General features: G+C 47.5%; 21 protein-coding genes and 1 rRNA gene. 3 read left to right on the top strand and 19 right to left on the bottom strand.

What is annotated here, in order from left to right:
• Positions 1 to 6: 6 nt before the first annotated feature.
• From BQ5591_RS06765 to BQ5591_RS06745, 5 genes are all read right to left on the bottom strand, one after another.
• On the bottom strand, positions 7 to 954 hold the full coding sequence (locus BQ5591_RS06765; protein WP_083380895.1) for an aldo/keto reductase: 948 nt from the start codon (positions 952 to 954) through the stop codon (positions 7 to 9).
• 21 nt (positions 955 to 975) lie between these two features.
• Positions 976 to 1920: an EFR1 family ferrodoxin gene (locus BQ5591_RS06760; protein ID WP_083380894.1), complete on the bottom strand. Its 945-nt coding sequence runs from the start codon at positions 1918 to 1920 to the stop codon at positions 976 to 978.
• A 2-nt stretch (positions 1921 to 1922) separates the two neighbouring features.
• The gene (locus BQ5591_RS06755) at positions 1923 to 2816 is read right to left on the bottom strand and encodes an alpha/beta hydrolase (RefSeq protein WP_071148856.1); all 894 of its coding nucleotides are present in this window, start codon (positions 2814 to 2816) and stop codon (positions 1923 to 1925) included.
• Positions 2817 to 2818: 2 nt separating this feature from the next.
• Positions 2819 to 3667, bottom strand: coding sequence for an aldo/keto reductase (locus tag BQ5591_RS06750; RefSeq protein WP_071148855.1), 849 nt, complete (start codon positions 3665 to 3667; stop codon positions 2819 to 2821).
• 428 nt (positions 3668 to 4095) lie between these two features.
• Positions 4096 to 5064: an alpha/beta hydrolase gene (locus BQ5591_RS06745; protein ID WP_071149370.1), complete on the bottom strand. Its 969-nt coding sequence runs from the start codon at positions 5062 to 5064 to the stop codon at positions 4096 to 4098.
• A 451-nt stretch (positions 5065 to 5515) separates the two neighbouring features.
• Between BQ5591_RS06745 and BQ5591_RS06740 the strand changes: the two genes are divergently transcribed.
• Positions 5516 to 6733, top strand: a complete 1218-nt coding sequence (locus BQ5591_RS06740) for a transposase (RefSeq protein WP_071148854.1) — start codon at positions 5516 to 5518, stop codon at positions 6731 to 6733.
• Positions 6734 to 6786: 53 nt separating this feature from the next.
• Complete coding sequence (locus BQ5591_RS06735; RefSeq protein ID WP_071148853.1) at positions 6787 to 7683, top strand: helix-turn-helix domain-containing protein; 897 nt, start codon at positions 6787 to 6789, stop codon at positions 7681 to 7683.
• Positions 7684 to 8136: 453 nt separating this feature from the next.
• Here the strand turns inward: BQ5591_RS06735 and BQ5591_RS06730 are convergent, their stop codons facing one another.
• The 3 genes from BQ5591_RS06730 to BQ5591_RS06720 form a co-directional block, all read right to left on the bottom strand.
• Positions 8137 to 8799, bottom strand: a complete 663-nt coding sequence (locus BQ5591_RS06730) for a DNA alkylation repair protein (RefSeq protein ID WP_071149369.1) — start codon at positions 8797 to 8799, stop codon at positions 8137 to 8139.
• Between the two features lie 130 nt (positions 8800 to 8929).
• Positions 8930 to 10981: a dipeptidyl-peptidase 3 family protein gene (locus BQ5591_RS06725; protein ID WP_071149368.1), complete on the bottom strand. Its 2052-nt coding sequence runs from the start codon at positions 10979 to 10981 to the stop codon at positions 8930 to 8932.
• A 224-nt stretch (positions 10982 to 11205) separates the two neighbouring features.
• The gene (locus BQ5591_RS06720) at positions 11206 to 11673 is read right to left on the bottom strand and encodes a helix-turn-helix domain-containing protein (protein WP_071148852.1); all 468 of its coding nucleotides are present in this window, start codon (positions 11671 to 11673) and stop codon (positions 11206 to 11208) included.
• Between the two features lie 290 nt (positions 11674 to 11963).
• On the opposite strand from BQ5591_RS06720, the gene recQ reads away from it, so the two are divergent.
• On the top strand, positions 11964 to 13763 hold the full coding sequence (gene recQ, locus BQ5591_RS06715; protein ID WP_071148851.1) for a DNA helicase RecQ: 1800 nt from the start codon (positions 11964 to 11966) through the stop codon (positions 13761 to 13763).
• A gap of 11 nt (positions 13764 to 13774) precedes the next feature.
• Here recQ and BQ5591_RS06710 read toward each other — a convergent pair whose 3' ends face one another.
• The 11 genes from BQ5591_RS06710 to rrf form a co-directional block, all read right to left on the bottom strand.
• The gene (locus BQ5591_RS06710) at positions 13775 to 14623 is read right to left on the bottom strand and encodes a tetratricopeptide repeat protein (protein ID WP_071148850.1); all 849 of its coding nucleotides are present in this window, start codon (positions 14621 to 14623) and stop codon (positions 13775 to 13777) included.
• 34 nt (positions 14624 to 14657) lie between these two features.
• Entirely contained in the window at positions 14658 to 15584 is a 927-nt protein-coding gene (gene cysK, locus BQ5591_RS06705) for a cysteine synthase A (RefSeq protein WP_022162175.1), read from the bottom strand.
• A gap of 32 nt (positions 15585 to 15616) precedes the next feature.
• Positions 15617 to 16603, bottom strand: a complete 987-nt coding sequence (locus BQ5591_RS06700; RefSeq protein WP_022162176.1) for a cation diffusion facilitator family transporter — start codon at positions 16601 to 16603, stop codon at positions 15617 to 15619.
• Between the two features lie 10 nt (positions 16604 to 16613).
• Positions 16614 to 17675, bottom strand: coding sequence for a 3-isopropylmalate dehydrogenase (leuB, locus tag BQ5591_RS06695; RefSeq protein ID WP_022162177.1), 1062 nt, complete (start codon positions 17673 to 17675; stop codon positions 16614 to 16616).
• 5 nt (positions 17676 to 17680) lie between these two features.
• Positions 17681 to 17920: a hypothetical protein gene (locus tag BQ5591_RS06690; protein ID WP_071148849.1), complete on the bottom strand. Its 240-nt coding sequence runs from the start codon at positions 17918 to 17920 to the stop codon at positions 17681 to 17683.
• Between the two features lie 85 nt (positions 17921 to 18005).
• Positions 18006 to 19547 (bottom strand): alpha-isopropylmalate synthase regulatory domain-containing protein, encoded by a 1542-nt coding sequence (locus tag BQ5591_RS06685; RefSeq protein ID WP_235817051.1) that lies wholly within the window; start codon positions 19545 to 19547, stop codon positions 18006 to 18008.
• 72 nt (positions 19548 to 19619) lie between these two features.
• Positions 19620 to 20219: a 3-isopropylmalate dehydratase small subunit gene (leuD, locus tag BQ5591_RS06680; protein ID WP_022162180.1), complete on the bottom strand. Its 600-nt coding sequence runs from the start codon at positions 20217 to 20219 to the stop codon at positions 19620 to 19622.
• 130 nt (positions 20220 to 20349) lie between these two features.
• Complete coding sequence (leuC, locus tag BQ5591_RS06675; RefSeq protein WP_022162181.1) at positions 20350 to 21744, bottom strand: 3-isopropylmalate dehydratase large subunit; 1395 nt, start codon at positions 21742 to 21744, stop codon at positions 20350 to 20352.
• Between the two features lie 67 nt (positions 21745 to 21811).
• The gene (locus BQ5591_RS06670) at positions 21812 to 23311 is read right to left on the bottom strand and encodes a 2-isopropylmalate synthase (RefSeq protein ID WP_071148848.1); all 1500 of its coding nucleotides are present in this window, start codon (positions 23309 to 23311) and stop codon (positions 21812 to 21814) included.
• 360 nt (positions 23312 to 23671) lie between these two features.
• Entirely contained in the window at positions 23672 to 23929 is a 258-nt protein-coding gene (locus BQ5591_RS06665) for a hypothetical protein (RefSeq protein ID WP_071148847.1), read from the bottom strand.
• Between the two features lie 489 nt (positions 23930 to 24418).
• A 5S ribosomal RNA gene (gene rrf, locus BQ5591_RS06660) occupies positions 24419 to 24529 on the bottom strand.
• Between the last annotated feature and the right edge of the window lie 43 nt (positions 24530 to 24572).

The raw sequence follows: 24572 nt of genomic DNA, 5'->3' as shown, positions 1-24572 counted from the left end.
CACAGATTACAGATTGTTCTCTCTTACCATCCGTCGAACGCCCTCTTCCGGCATAGTGAAGAACCGTTGCTCCTTGTTGAGCGAACGCATCTGCTGCATTTCCTCATCGGTGAGGGTGAAGTCGAATATCTGGATGTTCTCCTTGATATAGTCGGGATTGGTGGCTCCGGGGATTACAGAAAAACCTTCCTGAATGTGCCAGCGCAGGATGATTTGTGCCGGCGACTTGCCATGTGCTTCGGCTATCTTCCTGATGACGGGGTCTTTGAATAGTGCGCCATTGCTCATTGCGCCGCCCAAAGGGAACCAACATTCTACCTGTATGCCTTCCTTGGCGGCTTTCTTACGCATCTCCAGACGTTGGGCGTAGGGGTGGCATTCTATCTGGAGCACGGCAGGCTTGATGGTGGCGCTGTCCATAATGGTATTCCACACCTCGTCATTGGCATCGAAATTACTGATGCCGAGGGCGCGAACCTTGCCCATTTTTACAGCCTTCTCCATGTCTTTCCACGCTCCCACGAAGTCGCCGAAAGGCTGATGGACATAGAGAAGGTCTATATAATCCAGCTGGAGACGCTTCAACATATCGTCGATGGCTTTCAGGGTCTTGCCTTCGCCGTATTCGTTGGGCCAGAGCTTGCTGGTTATCCAGATTTCCTCGCGCGGGATGCCGCTTTCCTTCACTGCTTGTCCCACACCCTCCTCATCATTATAGGCATGTGCCGTGTCGATGTGTCGGTAACCGGCCTTCAGTGCCGTAAGACAAGACTGCCGACAGATTTCATTAGACCCTTGCAGGAAAGTGCCCAGCCCGAAGCGGGGCATCTCCACGCCGTTGTTCAATGTAACCAACGGCACGCCCGCCGTGGTGGTTTTCTCTTGTGCGTTCATTGCACATACGCCGCCGCAAACAAGCAAGGCGGACAGCAGGATTTTCTTGAATGTGTTCATACTTATTTGATTTTAGTTGTTTTATTGTCTGTTACTTTCTTTGATGCTCCACAACGATATGTGTTCGTTGCGGTAGCGGGCATTAGGGTTCACCTCGCCGCGTGCAAGCAACGGGTCGTCGGGCAAAGACCGGAACTGTATGGCTTTCTGCGGGCAGTTGTGGATGCAGGCGAAACAAAAGTCGCAATCGCCCTCGGTCTTTACTCCCGTGGAAGTCAGTTCGTAGTTGCCGCGCGGACAGACTTCGGTGCATACGCCACAGCCGATGCAGGCATCCGTCACTTGGAAATACTTCTCGCTCCGCATCAGGAAGCCAACCTCCGGGTCGAGGCGCGAAAAGGCGACAAAGCCGTCGTGGGCGCGGCGGGCTTCTTCGGTGGCAGGCTTCACCCACCGCATACGTTGCCCCAAGTCTGCCTTTATCTTTTCCAACTGTTCGGGAATGTGCTTGTCCATCTTCATCTGTTCCGCCATATCGAAATTGGGCAGCCAATTGTCCACCATCACGAGGGTGTTGATGTAGTCGAACTTCGTACCTGCCTGCTGTGAGATGCCGTCCCACAGCTCAGCGGCGTTGAAGTCAAGCATTCCATAGGTGAGGACGGCAAACTTATAACCTGCCTTGATGCGTGCCTGCTTGATGAAGTTCCGCACCATATTGGGCGGCATGTGTCCGTAGATGGGATAGACGATACCTATCTCGTCCGCCTCAAAGTCGTGGCGGCCCTGCTTTACTATCTGCGGGATGCTGAGCAGTTCGGTCTCTTCGTCTGCCAGTTGCCGGGCGATGTAGAGGCTGTTACCCGTAGCGGTGAAATAGAGGATGATACGTTTCTTCTTTTCGTTATCGCAAGAAGTCAATGCCGTGGGCATACTCAATGCGGCTGCTCCAGCCACGAACAATCCCATCCGTTTTAGTGCGTCACGGCGGGAGATGCCTTTGGGGTTGTCTTTATCTGTTTTCATAATCAATGCGACATTATCTGGGTTAGGAAACTGTCGAACCATGTAGTCCATTCTCCCTGTACGCCGAAGCCGTGCGGCCAACCGTCCAGTACGTGTTCTTCTACTTGCACACCGGCTTCACGGGCAGCGTTAGCATTGGCGATGAACTGGCGGTAGAAAGGATCTTCCGTACCGTAGGTATAGAATGTCGGGGGAATATTCCCGGCACGCAGGTCGTCCACGTTGTTATTTGATACGCTCAACCGTCCATAGAACGAGTAAATCATACCGATGGCGCATACATCAGCCGACACATCATCGAGCGCATCGGGGACATAGCTGTCATCCAATGCCGTGCCGTTCACCTGTCCATCAAAGTGCAAGGCTTCATCGCCACAGAGGATGCCGCCTGCGGAAAATCCCACCGACGCGATACGGTCAGGGTCGATGCCATACTGCCCGGCGTGGCTGCGGACATAGCGGATGGCACGTGCCAAGTCCAAACTGCCTTCTTCCATCGTATAGGGACGGACACGGTAGTTCACCACAAAGCTTTGCCAGCCCAGTTCCGCCAGACGCTCCGCCACAGGTGCGCCTTCGTTTCCACTACGGAACATAAACGCTCCGCCGGGGCATACCATTACGGCTCCCTTTACTTCCGTCCCGTCCGGCACGGGATACCAAACCATATTGGGACGGAAATCGGGGTCATCCTGATAATTGCCGTTATTGACGGTATAGTCCGTTATGGTTGGCATATTGCCTTCCGGCCACAGGTAGATGTGCTCTGCATCCGGGTCTTCCTCGGCTGGCGTTTCGCCTATCGGACCGAGGGGCGCGTCATTTTCCGTGTTGCTGCAAGCTGCCACACAGTTGGCGGCAAGCAGCAAACAGATGAGTTGAAATATCCTTTTCATCTTTATTTGCTCTTTCCATAATCACAAAGCCATTTCACCGTCTGCGGGTCGTAGTGCGAGAAGAATAGGCTATGACCCAAGTCCAATTGGCGGATGCGCTGCATATCCTCATCGGTCAGCGTGAAGTCGAACACATCGAAGTTCTGCTCCATACGCTCCTTGCGGACGGACTTCGGGATGACAATCACGCCGCGCTGGATGAGATAGCGCAGGGCGGTCTGTGCCGCACTCTTGTTATACTTGGCACCGACGGCTATCAGCGTTTCGTTACCGAAGAAGTTGTTGCGTCCCTCGGCAAACGGTCCCCACGCCATAATGTGTGTGCCGTATTGCTCCATAATCTGTTGCGCCTCTATCTGCTGGTTGAACACGTGGGTTTCCACCTGATTGACCATAGGCGGTATCTCGCTGAATTCCGCCAAGTCGATGAAGCGGTCAGGATAGAAGTTCGACACGCCGATGGCACGGAGCTTGCCCGCCTTATACGCTTCCTCCATCGCCCGCCACGTACCGTAATAGTCGTTGAAAGGCTGGTAAATGAGCAACAGGTCGATGTAGTCGGTCTGCAATTTGCGGAGCGACTCGTCGATGCTTGCCTTTGCCCGCTCGTATCTGGCATTGGAAATCCACACCTTCGTCACGATGAACAATTCTTCGCGGGGTACGCTGCAATTACGGATAGCGTTGCCCACGTTCTGCTCGTTGCCATACGCCTGCGCCGTGTCAATCAGACGATAGCCCACGCTGATGGCATCCCTCACGCACCGCTCGCACTCCGACGGCGATACCTGATAAACTCCATAACCCAAAATCGGCATTTCCACGCCGTTTCTCAATTTTACTGTATCCATATTCTTTTGTCTATTAATTGTTTTCTGATGCAAAATTACATCGGCAAGGCTTCTCCGTCCATACACAGATTACAGATAGAAGCACCCATTTCACCGAAACGCCGAAAATAGCTCGGACAAGGCTTGCGAAAGATTTTTAGCACAATCCGAGGGCTTCCACAGGGCTAAAACTGTAGAATAAAGGCTGTCCGAGCCTCCGACAGTGCTTATTTTCTTCGAGAACTGCTGTCCGACCCCTCGGATGATGCTTATCCTGCAGGATTGGTGCTATCCGAGCCTCGGACGGTGCTTATCCTGACGGATTGTCGTTGTCGGAGATATTGGCTGCAAATGTTAATAGACCTTAGTCCGGAACTGAGGCCACCTAAGTACGGAACTGAGGGTATCTAAGTCCGTAACTGAGATAGGCTCACTTCCGAGGTCATCTTTCATCGGTTTTCTTCCCAAAACCGGACAGCCCCGTCTATCCAGCCCTCGGCACTCGTACCGATGCCCAGCCCGAAGCCGTGCCGGAGGTTCGGATAGAGGTGGAACTCCGCCGGGATGCCGATGGCTTGCAGAGCTTCGGTGCGGCGGCGCATCGTGTTCGGATTGGCGATGCCGTCATTCGAGCCTACCACGGCATAGGTAGGCGGGTCTTGCCGGGTATATTCGCTATGCCCCGTGTAGGCCATCACCACCGTGCGCGGACGGGGAAGCTGTGCCGCGCCGAAAGCCTCCGTGCCGTAGGAGCCAATGTATGCCGCCATACGCGCCCCCGCCGAACTGCCCCACACGGAATAGCCTGCTGTATCGACCTGCAACTCCGTGGCGTGGCGGAAGATGTATTCGATGCCCACCGCCAAGTCCTCGCAAGCCGTCTGTGCGCTGCCCGTCTGATACTGAATGACAAACGTATTATACCCCATCCGGCTCAACGCCAAGGCGTGGGGAAATCCCTCGTGGATGGAGCCAACATACGAGAAGCCGCCTCCGGGACAGACAACCGCAAACGGTGCGCCCGGCCTGCCACGAAAGAAGAACAGTCCGGCATCCTTGCGACCCAAGTCGTAATAAATCCTGCGTCCGGCTGCCACCGAATCTATCATCTGATTGATATAACCCACGCACCGCTCCGCGTCAATATAATTATGGTAGGGAAGCAAACGCTCCACTTCGGAGAGCGGCATATCTTCGTCATATCCCCATTCCAAAGGCAAGATGTATTGGCTGAATCCCTCGAAAGCCGGATGAGCCAAGACATCGGCGATAGTGCTACGGGTGGTCAGATGTCCCGTTGTTGCAGGAATAGAATCATTCCCTTCCTGTGAGGGTATGTATGATGAAGCCGTATTCTCATCGCAACTGTTGAAAGATAAAATTGCCATAAGCAGACAGATATTGATAATCATTTTCATTTTGAACTTTGTTTTTGTCAGGTGCAAAATTACAGCAGCGTATGTCTTTCGTCCATACACAGATTACGGATTGAAGCACCAATATCAACGAATGGCATTCACCGCAAGTAGCGTCCAATCAACAGGATAACACAAATCACAGAATCTTGCACCCATTTTACAGAAATGTCTTCCCTCCTTGCTGAATGAGTAAAGAAAAGATTAATTTTGTGGCATCATACTTTACAATACTTCGGTAAATTTTTACCGATAAATAAAAATAAAACAATAGAATCGGTGTTAGCCGGTTCAAAATTACATTAAAGAGATCATTGAAATACTGTCAAGAATGAATCGTTAAGGAGTAAGAAAAGGGATGAAAATATATGCTAAACAGCTGAAGACAAAGAGGAAAGGTATTGCATAATTCACTGATTTTTAGTAAATTAGAAGTACTTCACCACTTTTAATTATGACTAAAGAATCACTCCTTATGCAATACCAATCCGAGTGCAGAAACGCTCTCGAATCAGCTGTAAATATAAGCAAATCTTTTCAGAAAGTATTCATGGATGCAATGAAATTATTCATGGCTATACCTGACCGCATCAATTTCCTGCAAATGGGACGATATGGATGTTTCTCGGAACAGACATACCGCAACAATTTTGAGAATGATGACTTTGACTGGTTTTCTTTCAATGAAGCCATCATCAGAGAACACCTTAAAGGCTGTCGCAAGGCAATAGCCATTGATCCGTCTTTCATTCCAAAATCAGGCAGCAAAACGCCGTGGATTGGCTATTTCTGGTCCGGTTGTGCCGGCGAATACAAACGCGGACTGGAGATAACCGGTATTGGAGTTATAGACGTTGACAACCATGAATGTATGACTTTGGCCTCTGTACAGACACCTGACAACACAACGCTGGAAAGCCGCGGGAAGAATCTTGTAGACTGGTACAGTTCTTACCTTATCAGCATACAGGAACATCTGAAACGGATTTCCGACACTGTCGTATGTGATGCGTTCTTTTCAAAGGCAACTTTCATCAAACCATTATGCGAGAACGGATTCCACGTTATAAGCCGTTTCAGAAATGATGCAGCGTTGTTTTATCCCACCTTAGAAAATGGGACAGGAAAACGCGGACGTCCAAAATTGTATGACGGAAAGATTGACTTTGAATATCTGGACATTACAAGATGTACCGAATACAAAGTAAACAAGGGTAAACTTTACGGACTGAAAGCATACTCCAAAGCACTCAAACGCTTTGTGAGCCTGGCTGTATGGTATCCCATGGATGGAAGAACGGACAAATGGCAGCTGTATTTCTCTACAAACGAAATACAGAACGCACAGGATGTACTGGACTTTTACAGGACACGTTTCCAACTCGAATTCTGCTTTCGGGATGCCAAGCAACATGCAGGAATAACAAACTGTCAGTCTACAGACTTCAGGAAACTGGCATTCCACTTTAATGCATCACTTGCAGCGATAAACCTCGCCAAGGCTGCCTGTAAGAAGATGGGAATAAAATATTCCATATCATCATGCAAGTCAGTCATACACAATGCTTACATGCTTGAACGATTTATTTGCGTGTCTGGGATTGAACCAAACACGCAATTAATTGACAAACTTTTCAAAGAACTCATTTTATTTACTGCCAGAGCCGCTTAGGCTAGGCTAATTTTTAACGAACTATTGACTTTAATAAATGGAGGAAACAAGATATGGGCGACATCATAAATATCAACAGCATCCACGATTACAATGAGTTTTTAGGGATTGAAACGCTCAATCCGTTGGTCACGTTCATCGACTTCAAGGACGTCAAGGTTTTGAAGCATAAAAAGAAACTTTACGGCTTCTACGGCATCTACCTGAAAGAGAAGATACACAGAAAGCTGACTTACGGGCGCAGCCAATACGACTATCAGGAAGGCACGTTGGTATTCGTGGCTCCCGGACAAGTGGCAGGTATTGACGACGGCGGTGAAACGCCCAATCCCGAAGGCTATTGTCTGCTGTTCCATCCCGACCTGCTGCGAGGCACGAGCCTTGCAAAGAAAATGAAGGAATATACATTCTTCTCCTACGAAGTGAACGAAGCCTTGCATATGTCCGAGCGCGAGCGGCAGACCATCTTCAACTGCTTCACCGAGATAGAGGAAGAACTGCACCACCGCATCGACAAGCATAGCCGCAGCATCATCACCTCCAACATCGAAGTCCTGCTCAACCATTGCCTCCGTTTCTACGACCGCCAGTTTGCCACCCGTGAGGCTATCAACCGCGATGTCCTCACTCGCTTCGAAGAACTGATGACCGGCTACTTCGATTCAGACAAGCCCGAGCAAATCGGTCTGCCCTCCGTGGCGTGGTGTGCCGACCAGCTCCACTTCTCCGCCAACTATTTCGGCGACCTTGTGAAGAAGGAAACCGGCAAGTCCGCCATCGAATACATCCACCTTACCGTTATCAACCGCGTCAAGGATTTGCTGGCAAGCACGAACAAGACCGTGAGCGAAATTGCTTACGAAGTCGGCTTCCAGTATCCGCATCATTTGAGCCGGATGTTCAAGAAAGTGGCTGGGTGTACGCCGAATGAATATAGAAGCGCAATTTAAAACGGCGCATTTACTTATAATAGCATTCAAATCCCGGTATTAGCATTGTAAATTCCGGGAACTTTGCGGTATCAAATTACAATGAATATTGAATGTATAATTTGATAATCAGAAAGATATAGAATATTATTCGGTTCAAGCGTGGAACTGCAATGCCCACGTCTAAAGTTGAGGTCCTGAGAAAACCTGTGAATACAGACAGATAAGGTAATAGCAGCCCACGCTATATGCGTGAGAACCACTATGCTATCCTTGTATTCACTTATGAAATTTCTCAGGTTTCAACTTTACAAGATAAGCATAACGCTTCTTAAAATTCTAATATGTATTGTGCAGAGTCGCTACTCTTGCACGGCAAAAATATAAAAAAAGAACTGCACTCCAAAGGTTTAATAAAAACTTTTGAAGTACAGTTCTTTCTTTTTTTTGAATTCCCCCTTCTTACTTACGCCTTTACCCTCCTACTTCATCCTTTACCAAACCGTATAAAAGCTGTTCCGATTCTTGGGAAGAATCCTTCATCCCCTCGACACGGCGACAAACCATAAAGGCATGTTCTTCGCTGTGCTGCATGAAGCGACGAATGGCGGCCATAGCGGCACTGCGTACCTGATACCCACCCGACAGAAAGGCACAAACTGCCTGATCGAGAAACTCATTGGCCACGCGGTCGGTCATGTCGCCCTTCTTCAACAACAGACGGGCAATGGTCAGGAAACCGCAGACCTGTGCAAGTTCGCGCTCGTCGGCAATCCATTGGAAAGCCTTGGCCGGAGCATACGGCAAATGCTGGAAAAGATTCATCGATGTAAGTTCGGCAATCTCGTTGTTGGGCATGGTGTCCACCCAGATATCAGCAATCTCGGGATAGAACGTGTCAACGGGCTGCAGCAAACCAGCCAGAATCTTGCACTCACGAATGTCTTCTTTCCACAAGGCCTGCGCCAGCGCATGGTCTTTCTCGTAAGCAGCAGCTATGCTTTTGATACGCGGCAGTTCCACACCAAAATTCAGTTTATAGACAAGACCTTTCTCGCGCATACTTTGCGACACGGCACCGTTCATCGAAAGGCGGAGCTGGGTCTTGATATCTTTCAGTTGTTCGTGTAAGTCCATCATTCAAATGCGGTATATAAAATCATTTTAGGCACGGATGACACGGATTTTCACGGATTATCTTTATTTTCATCCCCGTGTTTTCCGTGTAATCCGTGCCTGAATTATCCAAACAAAGCAACCTCAGACCTTATTCGTTGACATAAGGCAGAGTAGCATAATCCTTGCTATAGCGAAGCATCTGCTCGGCATAACCTTCGTCGTAGGTCACCTTTACATCGGTGATATTGCCATTGGCATCGGTTACAGCCTCGTACTTCGGATTGACAAAACCTTTGTAAGGAGCCAGGTTCAGCTTCTTGTAGCGATCGAGCACCTCGGCATGAAGTTCAGGATCGACCTTCACGGCATAGTTCTCGACCAGCTGACGGGCTGCCTCGAAATCGCCGGTCGACTTGATACGCTGTATCTCGGCCAACAGATCGCCGAACAGGGTACGCACTTTAGCGTAATCGTTCACTACCACGTAGGTCTTGCCGTCTTTCTTCTTCAGTTCGACCACCTTGTCGGTAGCACCCTTCTCGTACACCCAACGGGCTATCAGGGCACGGTTGCGCATGTGGGCTTCCTCAATCTGATTACCCGGCTCAATACGAACCAACTGCGTCATCAAGCCATTCATCAGATAAGTATAAAACTGCGCTTTGTAAGCATCGGCATCGGGCAGCAGGCCAAGCTCGACCAGTTTAGGATCGGCCACGTAATACAAACCGAACAGGTCGGCACGGGCTTCTTCGATGGTAGAGCCATAAGCCTTCAGTGCATCAGGATCGACACCCGGAAGCAACTTGCCGGAACCATGTCCCAGACACTCGTGCAAGTCGGTATGAAGTTCATCGGTCAGATCGGCATACTTGTTGATGTTGTCCAGCTCGGCTTGGCTATAAACGAATTCTTCATTGAAACCATTGCCATGAGCTGCTTTGTTGTAAGCATCGGTAATGTTCCCAATAGTGACCGACTTCGAACCATGCTGGCTACGGATCCAGTTGGCATTGGGCAGGTTGATACCGATAGCCGTAGACGGGTACAAATCGCCCGCCAGGATGGCTGCGGTAATAACCTTAGCCGATACGCCCTTCACTTGCTCTTTCTTGAACTGCTTATCAACAGGCGAATGATCTTCGAACCACTGTGCATTGCTACTGATGATCTCGGTACGGCGAGTAGCCTCAAGGTCTTTAAAATTAACCAGCGATTCCCAGCTTGCCTTCATGCCCAGCGGATCGCCATAGCTTTCGGTAAAGCCGTTCACAAAGTCGATACGTGAATTCAGGTCTTTCACCCAAAGGATGGCATAGTCATCGAATGTCTTCAAGTCGCCCGTCTCGTAATATTCTACCAGCTTGGCAATAACGGCCTTCTGTTCGGGCGTCTCGGCTACAGTTTCGGCTTTCTTCAGCCAATAGACAATCTTTTCAAGAGCTTGTCCGTAAAGACCGCCGACCTTCCATACTTTCTCCTGAATTTTTCCGTTTTCCTTCACCAGACGGCTGTTCAGTCCGTAAGAAACCGGAGTTTCATCTTTCGGATCCTTCAGAGCGTTATAAAAATCTTCAGCCTCTTTCTGCGTCACTCCTTCGTAATAGTTGCAGGCAGAAGTGAGCACCAGGTCTTCGCCATCGGCCTGATTGACACGCTTGGGCATCACAGCCGGATCGAAAATCACCGGAAATATCTCATCGCAGAACTGATCCAATGTCTGCCCTTCGGCCAAAGGAAGTTCGGAAGCATCTACACTGGCCAAAGCCTGCTTGAAAAATTCGGGAGTAAAGCCCGGCACAAACTTCTCGCATCCGTAATGATGGTGAATGCCGTTGGAGAACCATACCCGTTTCAGATACACTTCCATTGCCTTGAAATCGGCAGAATTCTTATCGCCTTTATAGCCGGTATAAACAGCTTCGAGTGCACGGCGAATACGAAGATTGTATTTACCATTCTGGTCGAACAGAATATCGCGACCCTGCAAAGCCGCTTCAGTCAGGTAGTAAACCAGTTCTTTCTGTTTCAGGGACAGGTCTTCAAACCCTGGCACCCGATAACGTAAAATCTGTAAATCAGCAAATTGTTCCACTGTATAATCAAATTTGTCTGCCTCGGCAGTTGTTGTTTTGGGATTTCCGCCACATGCAGCCAATAAAGCTACCCCAGCGGCCATCGATAATAATTGTTTCTTCATCATATTCAAAATAAGGACAAGATTCGCATTAAAATAAACTACTCAAAAAAAACAGTAGCTAATGATATCTGTATTTTTAAACGAGAAAAGGAAGTATTCCAAAACCCAGTTTCAGAATATTTCCTTTTTACGAGCTTTCCCACTTTCGCAAACTCAATTAACCATTCCCATGTTGTGTCATGAAATTAAATTTGCGAAACTCGGCCAAGCTTTATGCAAGCTTTTCACTTTTTATTTTTCTCGGCATGACGTTTACGGTAACCGTTTGGAGTCTCGCCCATATTCTTGTAGAACGCAGCATAGAACGACTGACGATTGGCGAAGCCTACCATCGTGCTGATTTCTTCTACATTTTTGTCGGCATAACGTTTATCGGTCAACAAATGCAATGCATCCTTGATTCTATATTCATTCAACAAACAAGAATAATTCATTCCAAAACGAGAATTAACCACAGCAGACAAATAACGTGTATTTGTTTGTAACTCCTTTGCCAAATCTTTGGCTGAATAATCGGGATCTCTGTACTTCTTCTGCACAACAATAATGTTCAATATTTTGTCGTACAACTCATCTGCCAATTCCGGACGGATCAAAGAACGGTAGGCAGCATTCTTTTCTTTCTTCTCGCGCAGGTTGTAAGGACGCTTCTTTGAAGTTTCTTCCTGCACTTTGTTTTCTAAATCACTCATTTTACTTAACTGGTTAGGGGTTTATTCATTTCAAGAAAATCTCAACAATTTCCTTTTAGACTTTACAAAAGTCTGACATTTTTTTTTTATATGCAACTTTTTCCGTACATATTTTTAGTGCATAAACATGCAAAATATGGATATAAAGCGTCTAAAGCAGGTCTAATAAGATTTTTTAACGTATAATTGCTTTCTACACTTGACAAATTAATAATAAACAAGCATTCAAAGAATTGCAGACATTCCTGATAAATAATGTAATTTTGCCCCCTGAAACCAAACATCATTTTATGCTACATACCCTCAAGACATATTTCGGTTACGACAGTTTCCGACCCCAGCAAGAAGAAATTATCCGTCACCTGCTACAGAAAAAAGATGCGCTGGTACTAATGCCTACCGGAGGGGGCAAATCCATTTGCTACCAGATACCTGCACTTCTTTGCGAAGGTACAGCCATCGTAATTTCTCCACTTATTTCCTTGATGAAAGATCAGGTAGAGAGTCTGTGTACCAACGGAATAGCTGCCGCTGCGCTGAACAGCAACAATGATGAAACCGAGAACATGCAGATCCGCCGTTCCTGCATGGAAGGCAAACTGAAACTGCTGTATATCTCGCCAGAAAAACTGTTGGCCGAAGCCAACTACCTGTTGCGCGACATACACATCTCGTTTTTTGCCATCGATGAAGCACATTGCATCTCGCAATGGGGACACGACTTCCGCCCCGAATATACCCAACTGGGTATTCTGCGGGAGATGTTTCCACGGATACCTATCATTGCCCTGACCGCCACCGCCGACAAACTGACCCGGCAGGACATCGTTAAACAGATGCGGCTACGAAAGCCGCGCATTTTTATATCATCATTCGACCGTCCCAACCTAAGTCTGACTGTGAAACGAGGGTATCAGCAAAAAGAGAAAAGCAAAGCGATTCTAGACTTTATAGAAAGACACCGGGGAGAAAGCGGAATCATCTACTGCATGAGCCGGAACAAAACGGAAACAGTGGCACAAATGCTACGGAAAAACGGAATACGGGCAGCCATCTATCATGCCGGGCTGGAGACAGAAAGACGAAATCAGGCACAGGAAGATTTCATCAACGACCGCGTACAGGTGGTATGCGCCACAGTCGCCTTTGGCATGGGTATCGACAAAAGCAACGTACGCTGGGTGATACACTATAACCTGCCCAAAAGCATTGAAAGCTTTTATCAGGAGATTGGACGTGCCGGACTGCCCAGTGACACCCTGCTATTCTACTCTATGGCCGACCTCATTCTGCTGACCAAGTTTGCTACCGAAAGCGGGCAGCGTGATATTAATCTGGAAAAGCTGCACCGCATGCAACAGTATGCCGAAGCCGACATCTGCCGGCGGCGTATTCTGCTGAACTACTTCGGCGAACAGCGAACGCACGATTGTGGTAATTGCGATGTATGCAAAAACCCGCCCGAGCGCTTCGACGGTACCATCATTGTACAAAAGGCTTTAAGCGCCATCGCACGTACCAACCAGCAGGTAGGCACACAAATGCTGATAGACATTCTGCGAGGCAACCTGAACGCAGAGCTGAAAGAGAAAGAATACCATCAGTTGAAAACATACGGAGCAGGACGAGACATTCCTGCCCGCGACTGGCAAGACTATCTGCTGCAAATGCTACAACTGGGATACTTCGAGATAGCCTATAACGAAAACAATCATTTAAAGATTACTCCTGCCGGCAGCGACGTACTCTTCGGCAGGGAAAAAGCAAGTCTGGTAGTCATCAGACGCGAAGAAACAAAAGATAAGAAACAAAACAAATACAGAAAGGTTGTCAGTACGCCCCAACTCCCCCTCGCCGGCATCGAAACCGGAGAAGAAGAACTGTTCGAAGCATTAAAAGCCTTACGCAAGCGTCTGGCCGACGAAGAAGTTCTGCCTGCCTACATTGTATTGTCCGACAAAGTATTGCACCTGTTGGTACAACAAAGGCCAACCACTATCGAAGCATTCGGAAACATCAGTGGCATAGGCGAATACAAGAAACGCAAATACGGACAGGCCTTCGTCGAGCTTATCAGACGATTTGTCTGAGGTGTAACGCTTTATTTGCTCTGGCGCATCAAGTCGCGGACTTCGCTTTGAGGAACTCCCAACGAAACTGCTTTTTCAAAATCTTGTTTAGCCTGAGCCTTCTTCTTCTGAAGCAGATAAATACGCCCACGCATCAGATAGGCTTCGGCCTGGCTGGGGTCGAGCTGAATAGCTTTCTCCAAATCAAGCATAGCCAGATCGCTTTTCAGCATATCCAGCTCCACACCGGCACGGGCCACATAGATAACAGCCAGTTCATGCAGTGTATAAGGTGTCGCCCCACCCTTATCGGCCAGCATTCCATCGAGCACCATCAAGGCTTCATCATACTTAGTGTCGCGCTGACAGAGTGTGGCCAATCCCAACCGACCACTGTAACTTTGCGGTTCCACCTTCAGTAAAGTATCGTAATCCTGACGGGCCAACTTATAGCTTCGCTGCTGCATGTAGATATATGCACGCATCAACAAAGCCTCACGATTGTGCGGATCAAACTCCAGAACCTGAGAATAATCGGCACGGGCTTTATCGTCTTGCCCCAGTTCCAAAGCAAGCGTAGCATGATTCATCAAAATAGGAATGGACATAGGTGCGATGTTCAATGCCATCCGATAAGACTCCAAAGCCAGTTCATACCGGTGTTGCCGGCGCTGAATAGTACCCAGATTGGAAAACAGCAAGGCATTATGCGGATTGGCAGGTTCGAGCTGCAATGCCTGACGGATGTATGACTCAGCCTGCTGAAGACTGTCCTGTTCGGTCGCTGCCACCGCACGCTCGCACAATTCGTTATAAGTCTGCGCCGCAGCCGGAAGAATAAAGAAAGCTGCCAGAAGAAAAGAAAACGTAATTTTTTTCATAAGTCAAAGAAGGAATAGTAGGGGAAAAAACAAATCAATACAGCCCTGATGACATATAGCGTTCGCCTGTATCGGGCAAAAGTACAACAATACATTTATCTTTCATCTCGGGCCGATTTGCCAAAACACTGGCGGCGTGAAGCGCAGCACCCGAAGAGATACCGGCAAGCAGTCCTTCGGTAGCAGCCAGCTCGCGGGATGCACGGAAAGCATCGTCATCGGCCACTGGAATAACCTCATCTATGACAGAAGCGTCGTAATTGCCCGGTATGAAATTAGCACCGATCCCTTGAAGGCGATGTGGGCCTGGCTTACCGCCTTCGAGTACAGGCGATGCAGCCGGTTCGACAGCTACTACACGAACCCGAGGATTATGTTTCTTCAACGCACGGGCTACTCCGCTGACTGTACCTCCCGTCCCGACTCCTGCCACGAAGACATCGACCTTTCCGTCCGTATCGGCCCACACTTCTTCGCCGGTCGTACATTCATGTACGGCAGCGTTCGACGGATTATCAAACTGTTGAAGAATAACGGCACCGGGCGTAGCATCGCGCAATGCCTCGGCTTTGGCAATGGAGCCCGCCATACCTTCGGCACCCGGTGTCAGCACAATTTCCGCTCCAAGTGCTTTCAGCAGGTTACGACGTTCCAGACTCATGGTTTCGGGCATGGTCAGCACCAGCCGATACCCTTTGATGGTAGCTACCATGGCAAGGCCAATACCGGTATTTCCGCTGGTAGGTTCAATCAGGGTTGCACCGGGTTTCAGCACACCCCGTTTCTCGGCATCTTCAATCATAGCCAATGCCGTACGTGCCTTGACACTGCCCGAAGGATTAAACATTTCAAGTTTTGCCACAAGCGGGCAAGACAAACCATGCAGACGGCTGTATGCTGACAATTCCATAAGCCGCGTATGTCCTACAAGGTCGATAAGGTTCTTTGCTATCTTCTGCATATCACAACTAATTATCTCATTTTATTTTAATATCAGTCTTCCTTTTCCAACCGCACAAAAGAGGTAAAACTGATAGTCTCCAATTGTTTAAAAGCCTCTTTTCGGTATTTGCACTCCAACGGACAGCAATCGCAACGCGAACGGTCAAAGATATTGCAAGGATCCAGATGGACAGTCAACTGAATGCGGTCAGCAAAACGCTCCTCAAGGGCAGCCTTCAGCCGGTCGCCCGATTTGTGTCCTTCTTCTATTGTATAGTACCAAGGTATGGTAAGGTCACAATCCATATACAGAAAACTTCCATACTTAATGACTTTGGTATTGTGAATATCTATCCATTCAGGACCACGCTTCTCGTTGAGAGTTTCGGCCAGCTGTTGCAACAATTCTTCATCGGCTTTATCAAGCAAGTTGGCAGTAGTCTTACGTAAAATAGATATGCCGGTAAAAATGATAATACATCCGAAAAGTAATGCCAGCGCACTATCTATCCACATGATGTGCGTGAAATGCAGCAGCAACAAACCAGCTACCAACCCAATAGTAGAATAGGTATCCGACTGCAAATGCTTGCCGCCTGCCACCAGTGCAACAGATGAATAACGCTTTCCTGTACGGATACTGTACCATCCCATCGCATAATTCAGCAAACCCGAAAGTGCTACAATGATAATACCAATATCGAGCCGCTGTACTTCTACCGGAAAGAACAGCCGTTTGATACCTTCGTAAATAATCATCAGCCCGGCCATACTGATCATGATGCCTTCTACCGAGGCCGAAAGTAACTCAACCTTTCCGTGACCAAAAGGATGACTCTTGTCTTTAGGACGAGCCGACCAATAGAGTGCATACAAGCTCATGGCACCCGCCGCAACATTAACAATACTTTCAAGAGCATCGGTCAGAATACCGACAGAATCTGTCAGCCAATAAGCAACGAACTTCCCTACAAGAATCAGAAAAGAGAGGAGCAGAATCTTCTGCTGCACTCTCTGTTTCAAAACTTCTTCTTTCATCGGACTTACATCAAGCCTTCTTCAAATAATCCACCAGCCAGGCACCTACTTCTTTTGTACCATACTTGGCACCACCTTCTACCTGAATTTCGGGGGTACGAACATTGGCATCGAGCGAAGCATCAACGGCACGACGGATAAGGGCGCCTTCTTCTTTCAAATCAAAATATTCGAAAAGCATAGCCACAGACAGTACCTGAGCCAGCGGATTGGCAATGTTCAATCCTTTGGCCTGTGGCCACGAACCATGGATGGGTTCGAATACCGGTGTGCTCTCTCCCGTTGAAGCGGAAGGCAACAAACCCATCGAACCACTGATCACAGAACCTTCATCGGTCAGGATGTCGCCAAAAGTATTCTCGGTCACCATCACATCGAAGAAACGTGGTTCCTGAATCATCTTCATGGCTGCATTGTCTACAAACATGTAGTCGGTCGTTACTTCGGGGTATTGCGGAGCCATCTCCTGAGCAATCTGACGCCAAAGGCGGGAAGAAGCCAGAACATTAGCCTTGTCGACCACAGTAAGATGCTTGCGACGCTTCATGGCATATTCGAAACCTACGCGAAGGATACGTTCAATCTCGGGACGAGTGTAATAGTTCGTATCCCATGCCTTGTCATTATCCTGATACTTCTCGCCGAAATACATACCGCCCGTCAGTTCACGGATGCAGAGGAAGTCAGCTCCTTCAACCAGCTCGGCACGCAGAGGCGACTTATGAAGCAAACATTTGAAAGTCTGTACGGGACGAATGTTGGCAAAGAGTCCCAGTTTCTTGCGCATGGCCAGCAGTCCTTGTTCTGGGCGCACTTTGGCCGTAGGATCATTATCGAACTTAGGATCGCCTACTGCCGAAAAAAGTACAGCATCGGCATTCTTACATATATTATAGGTATCTTCGGGGAAGGGATCGCCCACTTCGTCGATAGCATGTGCACCACAAATGGCATATTCATACGTCACCTTGTGACCAAACTTCTCGCAAACGGCGGTCATTACATCCACACCTACGGCGGATATTTCGGGGCCGATACCGTCACCGGCCAATACTGCTACTTTCAGTTCCATATTGTTTATTCGTTATTTTTCAGTAATTCTTTCACTTTATCTTTGTATTTTCTATTCTTACGGAGCCGACGGTCGCCTGCAATGAAACCGCACGTCAGCAAAGCTGACACCACAAGATTCACCAGCAAATTACCGTCTTTCCATTCCTTATCGGGACTGAGCCAACGTAAACCGACGTTGATACCCAGCACCAGAATGAATATCAGCACATAAAGTTGCCAAGGCTTCAATACAATCTTTCTCATCACTTCTTTCGATTTCTATTAGCTGCAAAACCTGTACAAAAGCCAAAGATACTAAAGTCCCGACAAGATAGAGTACTTCGCAACGCTAATTTTTGTTTTCGTATTCGTCTTCTATCATGTTCAGCATCTTCATCGTAGCCTTGATAGCAGCTTCCGTCTGATCGGCATCAAGACCGCGGGTACGGAAAACTTTGTCATCGAAGCTCCATGTGATGACTGTCTGCACGAAAGCGTCGGTACGTCCTCCGGGCGGAATGCTGACAGCATAATTGGTCAGCATGGGGAAACGCCGTCCCAACGTGCCTTTATATACTTTACGCAAGGCACGGACAAAAGCATCGTACTGACCGTCACCGCTACTGTTTTCCTCGTACTCCTGTCCGTTGATTTCCACCTTAATGGTAGCCATCGGTTTGAGACCATAAGCCAGATTGACGATGTAACTCTTCAGTTTGACACGCTCGGTACGGACATCGTGTTTCAGGACGTCGGAAACAATGTAGGGCAAGTCTTCTTGCGTGACAAGTTCTTTCTTATCGCCCAGTTCGATGATGCGTTCGGTAACCTTGCGCATGGATTCCTCGTCCAGTTGCAGTCCCAGATCTTCCAGATTCTTACGGATATTGGCCTTACCGGAATTCTTGCCTAAAGCATACTCACGACGACGGCCAAAGCGTTCGGGCAGAAGGTCATTATAGTAGAGATTACGTTTGTTATCACCATCGGCATGAACTCCCGCTACCTGCGTAAAGACGTTTTCGCCCACAATAGGTTTGTTGGCAGGAATAGCAATGCCGGAGTACGACTCTACCACGCGGCTAACCTCGTTCAGACGGCTTTCATCGATACCTGTCACGGCGTTGAAGTGGTCTTTCAGAATGGCCTGTACACTGGCCAGCGGTGCATTTCCTGCCCGTTCGCCCAAACCATTGATTGTTGTGTGCAAACCGCGACAACCACTTAACACTGCTGCCAGAACATTGGAAACGGCCAAATCGTAATCGTTATGAGCATGAAAGTCAAAGTGTGCCTGCGGATAACGCTTCTTCATCTTGCGCATGTATTCAATCACTTGCAACGGATTGAGGATACCCAACGTATCGGGCAACATGAAACGGCGAATACCCGTACCAGTCAATGCATCCATCAGCTGAAAAACATAATCGGGCGAATCTTTCATTCCATTACTCCAATCCTCCAGATAGACATTCACCTCCATATCAAGCGACTCTGCGTAATCGACTACAGCATGAATATCGGCAATATGTTCTTCGGGTGTCTTTTTCAACTGGTAGGTGCAATGTTTCATCGAGCCTTTGCACAACAGGTTGATAACACGACAACCAGTAGCATGTATCCAGTCCACAGAAGCATGCCCGTCCACAAAACCAAGCACTTCGACACGCTGCAACAAGCCCCGACGTGCTGCCCAGTCGCATATCATGCGTACGGCATTGGCCTCGCCGTCGGACACACGGGCTGAAGCTATCTCCACGCGGTCTACCTTCAGTTCCTCCAACAGCAGACGAGCAATCATCAGCTTTTCATGAGGCACGAAAGATACACCGCTGGTCTGTTCGCCATCGCGCAGTGTGGTGTCCATTATTTCTATTTTTGGATGATTCATTATTTGTCAGTTATTATAGCATACAGATGACACAACGCATAAACAACCTGTGGTCATCTCGTAAAATCAGTGTCATCCGCGTACTTTCGATTCGTACTCTTCTATCTTCCCTTTGTTCTCTACAAGGAAATCGATGTCATCCAGTCCGTTCATCAGACAATGCTTCTTGTAAGCATTGATTTCGAAAGTTTCGCTACGGCCTGTCACCTTGTTGGTTACGGTCTGGGCTGGCAGATTTACTTCGACTTCAGCCTTCGGATTGGCAGCAATACTGTCGAAAAGTTCCTGCAAGAAGCTTTCACTTACTACTACAGGCAATACGAAGTTGTTCAGTTCGTTATTCTTATGAATATCGGCAAAGAAACTGGAAATGACTACACGGAAACCATATCCGGCAATGGCCCAGGCAGCATGTTCGCGACTAGAACCGGAACCGAAATTCTTTCCGGCCACAAGAATACAACCACTGTAAGTAGGATTATTCAGCACGAAATCCTTATTCAAAGTTCCGTCGGCATTGTAACGCCAGTCACGGAAAAGGTTGTCGCCAAAGAACTTTTCCTCGCGGGTAGTGGCTTTAAGAAAACGGGCAGGAATAATCTGGTCTGTATCTACGTTCTCCAATGGAAGAGGTACGCAGGTAGAAGTTATGATGTTGAATTTCTGTTTCATCTTGATGAATGAAGAATTAAGAATGAATAATTAAGAATTTTCAGGAATGAAGAACCAAGAACAAAGAACAAACATCCGCTATATGCTGCACACAGAGGAAATTCTTCATTCTTAATTCTTCATTCTTCATTTATAAAAGTTCTCGCGGATCGGTTATCACACCCGTCACAGCAGCAGCGGCAGCAGTCAGCGGACTGGCCAGCAACGTGCGTGAACCGGGTCCCTGACGTCCTTCAAAGTTACGATTCGAAGTAGATACTGCATACTTACCTGCGGGCACTTTATCATCGTTCATTGCCAGACAAGCCGAACAACCGGGCTGACGGATCTCGAAACCGGCCTCGGCAAGTACTTTGTCCAAACCTTCTTCGCGTATCTGTGCATCGACCATCCACGAACCGGGCACCAGCCACGCTACTACGTGCGAAGCCTTTTTCCGTCCCTTTACGATGGAGGCAAAAGCACGGAAGTCCTCGATGCGGCCATTGGTACATGCTCCTAAGAATACATAATCAATCTGTTTGCCCAGCAACTGTTCGCCCGGCTGGAAACCCATATAGTCGAGCGACTTTCTGAACGATGCCTGAGCAGCCTCGCCCATACCTTCTGTAGTAGGAATGTGCTGTGTAATGCCCATTCCCATACCGGGATTGGTTCCGTAAGTAATCATAGGTTCAATGTCGGCTGCATCGAAACGTACTTCTTTGTCGAATACGGCATTGTCGTCACTCTTCAATGTTTTCCAATAAGCTACAGCCTTATCCCATGCTTCGCCTTTCGGTGCATATTCTCTACCTTTTATATAGGCAAATGTCACTTCATCGGGGGCTACCATACCACCACGTGCACCCATCTCGATCGAAAGGTTGCACAGCGTCAGTCGGCCTTCCATTGTCAGACTGCGTACGGCCTCACCGGCATATTCTACAAAATAGCCCGTAGCTCCGCTGGTCGTCATCTTCGACATCATGTAGAGGGCCAGATCTTTGGCTGTCACACCCTTGCCCAATTGTCCGTCTACAGTAATGCGCATTGTCTTCGGACGAGTCTGAAGAATGCACTGTGAAGCCATAACCATCTCGACTTCACTGGTACCGATACCAAAAGCTACCGCACCCATTGCTCCGTGAGTCGAAGTATGCGAGTCGCCACATACAATCGTCATGCCCGGTAAGGTCAGACCACGTTCGGGACCTACTACGTGAATAATACCATTCTTAGGATTCATCATGCCAAAATGTGTCAGTCCGAATTCTTCGGCATTACGGGCCAAAGTATCGACTTGTGTACGCGAAACAGGATCTTCGATAGGCTTGTCCTGGTCGTGTGTCGGAGTATTATGATCGGGCATACAGAATATCTTCTCAGGGCGGAAACAGCGGAGTCCGCGTGCACGCAGCCCTTCGAAAGCCTGCGGACTGGTCACTTCGTGGCAATAAAGGCGGTCAATATAGAGTTGTGTAGGGCCGTCCTCCACTTTCTGTACCACGTGGGCGTCCCAGATTTTATCAAACAGTGTATTCATTTTCTAAAACAGTTATTTATACAAATCAATTGCTTAAGAGAAAGTTATATAATATATAAGGTATAGATCAATCCAACTTGAATTTATTGATACAGTCGATGTAGGCCTCGACAGATGCTGCAATGATATCGGTATTGGCACCGAAACCGTAATAAACACGGTTATCATATTCTACCTGCATGTGAACCTTACCCATATCATCGCTGCCCTTACTGATGGCCTGAATTGTGAATTCCTTCAATGTCATCTGGCGGTCTATAATCTTCTTCAACGCCTTAATGGCAGCATCTACCGGACCGTTTCCACTGGCCGCAGCTTCAAACTTCTCGCCCGAAATGTTCAGGCCAAGGCTGGCTACCGAACGTACACCGACACCACTGGTCACTTGCAGATACTCCAGTTTGATACGGTGATTGTGCGAACGGTCAGCACCGGCAAGTACCAGAATATCATCATCGTTGATGTCCTTTTTCTTATCGGCCAGCTTCAGGAAGTCCTCATAAACCTTATCCAACTTTTCCTGATCGAGTTTTACTCCCAGTACTTCCAGACGGTTCTTTAATGCAGCACGTCCGCTACGGGCTGTCAGGACAATAGAGTTATCATCAATGCCGACGTCGTGCGGATCGATGATTTCATAAGTCTGTACATTCTTCAGCACGCCGTCCTGATGAATACCCGAAGAATGCGCAAAAGCATTCCTACCTACAATAGCCTTGTTAGGCTGCACGGGCATGTTCATCAGGCTGGAAACCATACGGCTTGTCGGATATATTTTTTGAGTATTGATGTTCGTCTCAATATCTATGTCTTTATGGCACTTGATAATCATGGCTACTTCTTCGAGCGACGTGTTTCCGGCACGTTCGCCAATACCGTTGATAGTAACCTCCACCTGACGGGCACCGTTCAGCACGCCAGCCATGGTATTAGCAGTAGCCATTCCGAGGTCGTTATGACAATGAGTCGATATAATAGCATTGTGAATACCGTCCACATGCTCCATCAGGTACTTTATCTTTGCCCCATACTCCGATGGCAGGCAATATCCTGTTGTATCAGGAATATTCACTACCGTAGCTCCAGCTTTGATAACCGCTTCAATAACACGAGCCAGATATTCATTTTCCGTACGACCGGCATCCTCTGCATAAAATTCCACATCGTCTACAAAACGGCGCGCATATTTCACTGCTGCTACTGCCCGCTCGATTATCTCTTCACGATTGGAATTGAATTTGTATTTGATATGCGAATCTGAAGTTCCGATACCAGTATGGATACGTTTGCGCTTGGCATATTTCAAAGCTTCGGCAGCTACATCAATATCTTTCTGTACAGCACGTGTCAATGCGCAAATAGTAGGCCATGTCACAGCTTTTGAAATCTCAATCACCGAATTAAAGTCTCCCGGACTTGAAATAGGGAAACCGGCCTCAATCACGTCAACTCCCAACAATTCCAGTTGCTTTGCTACCTGAATCTTTTCCACCGTGTTCAACTGGCATCCCGGAACCTGCTCACCATCGCGGAGCGTCGTGTCGAAAATAAATAATCTGTCACTCATCTTGTTTATTGTATTTATAAGTTATGTACATAAAAAAAGCCTTTCACACAAGGAAGTGAGAAAGGCTTTATATATCTTCAACTTACATATATTCACGCACGACACTCACTTCCGCTACATCTTCCTAGCAGAATAATAATACCACACAGCAGAATATATGTAAAGTTCTGAATCATTTTCTTCTATCTTTTAAACGTTGCAAAGGTATAGAATATTTCGTAGCAAGCAAACAAATTTGTTACTTTTTCAATTAAAAAACGACATTTTATAACCTGTTGGCAATAAATTCTAGTAATATAATACAAAAAGGCACATCTATATAAAAGATGCGCCTTCTTATATTATATACTATACCTACAATTATTTGTTGGCACAGTTACTATCACAATTCTTTTTAGGGCATTCTGCTTTCTCACAGTTGCCCGAACATTTATTATCGCAAGTTCCACTGCATACACTATCACCTGCACAACAAGCCTCATTAGCAGTTTTACAGCAAGCGGAGTCGCATACTTGTTCTGTTGTATCAGAAACTGTTGCAGCATTTTTCTTATTTCCACAAGATATAATGGTTAACGAAAACACCAATACAGCAGCCAAAAATAATTTAGTCTTCATAAATCGAATCTTTTTTTAATTAATAATATGCTTATATACTCCGCAAATACAATAAAAAAGCACAGTGCAACAAAAAGCATCTATCATAACCCTAAGTTTAAACAGCTTTCTCATCAAGATTCGACAAACTTATCATATCTTGGCGTACATCTATATGGATTTTATGCACTTTCCTACTGTCCTTCTAAAACTCCCCAGTTATCCTCAGCGAGTGCACCAGTTATTGCACTCACAGTGCAGTAGTCAGTGCACTCGCAGTGCAACAGTTGGTGCACTAACAGTGCAGCAGGCAGTGCACTGGAACGGCACAGTTAGCGTATTTGGAAAGCACAATTCAAAAGAAAGACATGCGGTATATATTGTTTTCAGGCGCGGCCTTCCCCGTGTCTTTCCGTGGCATCCGTACCTGAAAGAAAAGGAGAGTTCCTGCGTGCATGCGGAGGGAAAACAAAAAAGCCCCTCCGGAACTCTCCGAAGGGGCTTCTACTAAAACGGCGACTACCTACTCTCCCACTGTTACGCAGTACCATCGGCGTGACCGGGCTTAACTTCTCTGTTCGGAATGGGAAGAGGTGGAACCCCGATGCTATAGTCACCTTAATAAGGTCGACATGATGTCTGAAAGTAAAACTTTCAATTCTGA

The organism is Bacteroides ndongoniae (genome assembly GCF_900108345.1).
GTDB lineage: Bacteria > Bacteroidota > Bacteroidia > Bacteroidales > Bacteroidaceae > Bacteroides > Bacteroides ndongoniae.
This window is presented reverse-complemented; position numbering and strand designations above follow the sequence as displayed.